This window comes from Bacillus sp. FSL K6-1338 (assembly GCF_038006965.1).
Taxonomy (GTDB): domain Bacteria; phylum Bacillota; class Bacilli; order Bacillales; family Bacillaceae_G; genus Bacillus_A; species Bacillus_A thuringiensis_S.
Genome location: NZ_JBBOWI010000005.1, coordinates 1 through 2,681 on the forward strand (window position 1 = coordinate 1; position 2,681 = coordinate 2,681).

The window sequence follows — 2,681 nt, forward strand, 5'->3', positions numbered from 1 at the left end:
GGTGCGACACGTTCCTAAGTGAAAAGCTTAGGCATTGTCGAACTTACAGTTCAACAGTGAACTGTCATTCCAAGAAGTCAAATGATAGGGTAACGCCTTGAAGGGCTTCCTTTAATACTCCGACATGCAGTGAAGTTAGCAAGAACTGAACTGTATGAAGCTCGGTGAAGTCGGTTGAGAGTTACCGTAATCCTATAGGATACGAAAGTCACTCAGAGGTGGGTGGTGTAACCTATAAACCGGAAGTCTATAAATTACCTATGGTTAGTATGCACTATGAACCAATAGAGTATGGTATGTGCGGACGAATCTCTGATGGTACGGGTCTATATCGGAAGTAAGTCGAAAGGCTTACTGACACAATTAGTGTCGCTACTGTGGATGAGTAAAACTCGCCTTTATGAAAGTCCATATATTGTTACAGGCAATATCAAGGTAGCAGGCTCATAGGAGAAACCTAACGGTATATGCACAGATAGGAATGACGGAACGTGGTAAGCTGTCAACACTGAGGGCTTGCTTCCGATGAAGTGGTTCTAGGGAAAACAATTGTAAATTGTATAACCTAGGTTTATGACAGTGAAAGTGGTGGCACAGTACCTATGAAACGTGTAATGAACGTGGAGGGATAGCCACTAGTCGATTGAAAACTGACTGTTACTTATGGTTGACATGGTTTCGAGTAAGACTAAAGAGATGTAAACCTCCAGTAAATAAGGGGAGGTTACAGCCCATGTTAAAGAAAACTAAACTAAGGCACAGTGAATATTACGACATGCAAAGAAAGTATGATGAGTTATATTCTAATAGCCTTAATGGTAACAATTTCTATAAATTAATTGATATTATCGGTTCGGAAGAAAATATTAGATTAGCATACCGCAACATCAAAACTAATAAGGGGAGTAACACGGCTGGAGTTGACAATTTAACCATTAAAGATATTTGGCACCTAAACGATACAAAGATTATTCATGAAGTTAGAAAACGATTAAATAACTATCAACCACAAGCAGTTAAAAGAGTCCTTATCCCAAAAGAGGGCAGTGATAAGAAGCGACCCCTGGGGATTCCAACAATTTGGGACAGATTAGTACAACAATCTATCCTCCAAGTATTGGAACCTATTTGTGAAGCTAAGTTTCATAACCATAGTTATGGATTTAGACCGAACAGAAGTACACACCATGCACTAAGTAGAGTTGTAAGTCTTATTAACATAGGTCACCAAAACTACTGTGTTGATATTGACATTAAGGGGTTCTTTGATAATGTATGCCACAAAAAGCTATTAAGGCAAATGTGGACTCTGGGAATAAGAGACAAATCACTTCTATGTGTTATTTCAAAAATCCTTAAATCTGAGATAGAAGGAGAGGGTATTCCCAATAAGGGTACTCCGCAAGGAGGAATTATTTCTCCTTTACTTTCCAACATTGTTCTAAATGAACTTGATTGGTGGATAAGTAGCCAATGGGAAACCTACAAACCTCACAGAATCTCTACTCGGCATTTAGGGTTTCGACAATATGCTAGGAAGTACACGAATCTAAAATGTGGTTATGTAGTGAGATACGCGGATGACTTCAAAATAATGTGTCGGACTTATGATGAAGCACAACGCTTTTATCATGCGACAGTTGATTTTCTCAAATCCCGCTTGGGATTAGAAATTAACCCCAAAAAGTCCAAAGTGGTTAATCTCAAGAAAAACTCGTCAGTTTTCCTTGGATTCAAAATCAAAGTGGTTAAACAAGGTAAAGCTAAATTTGGATATATTGCAAAAACCAGTATGTCCGACAAAGCTATTACAAAAGCTAAAAGACAACTAAAAGAACGAATCAAAGGAATTCAAAAGGAGCCGACTTCAGAGAAAGTTACTCAATTTAATTCAACCCTTCTTGGTATACAAAATTACTTTAAATATGCGGTTACAATTTACATGGATTTAACGGAGGTAAATTACTCTCTGCGAAGAGTCATAAGAACCAGACTTAGAAACAATATGAAGCACATGAAGTTCTGTGAAACATCTGTGAATTTTAAAAGGAAGACCAAAGGAATACAACCCAACACTAAGATTTACGCTGTACAGAACACTCCACTCTTACCAGTTACAGGAATACATCATAAAAACCCGTGGAATTTTTCGCAGGTTATCTGTAACTATACGGAAACGGGGCGTAATAAAGTACATAGTAATCTTAAGGCAATACCTAAGGATGTTCTCAACCAAGTTATGAGGACTTATTCGAAGAATAAAAGTATTGAGTACAACGATAATAGGATATCAAAATACGTTGCTCAATATGGTAAGTGTTATGTAACTGGTGAGGAAATTGGTATTGAACGTGTTCATTGTCATCACATTGTTCCCATTAAACAAGGTGGGGATGACAAGTACAACAACTTGGTAATTGTAGATTGGTTTATACACAAACTGATTCACATGACGAATCTTAATAAGATTACACATTACCTTCGGTCTTTTAAACTTAACAAGAAACAAATGGATAAACTGAATGTGCTAAGAACTAAAGCTGGAAATGAACCGATAGTAACATAATTTGATTTTAAAGTCAGTTGGAAACGATGGAACGCCGTATGCTAGGAAACTAGCACGTACGGTGTGAGGTGGGGGAAAAGGTGGAGATTACATCAAAGCCTTACCTATCATCATA

The 2,681-nt window shown here is 37.6% G+C and carries 1 protein-coding gene; it reads left to right on the plus strand.

Annotation, left to right across the window (positions count from 1 at the left end):
• Positions 1-733: 733 nt before the first annotated feature.
• Positions 734-2,566, plus strand: coding sequence for a group II intron reverse transcriptase/maturase (ltrA, locus tag NZ044_RS30770; protein WP_252598036.1), 1,833 nt, complete (start codon positions 734-736; stop codon positions 2,564-2,566).
• Positions 2,567-2,681: the final 115 nt, after the last annotated feature.

Bases quoted from the DNA above. Each gene is read 5' to 3' on its own strand.
- ltrA (WP_252598036.1), top strand. From the start codon at position 734: ATGTTAAAGAAAACTAAACTAAGGCACAGTGAATATTACGACATGCAA.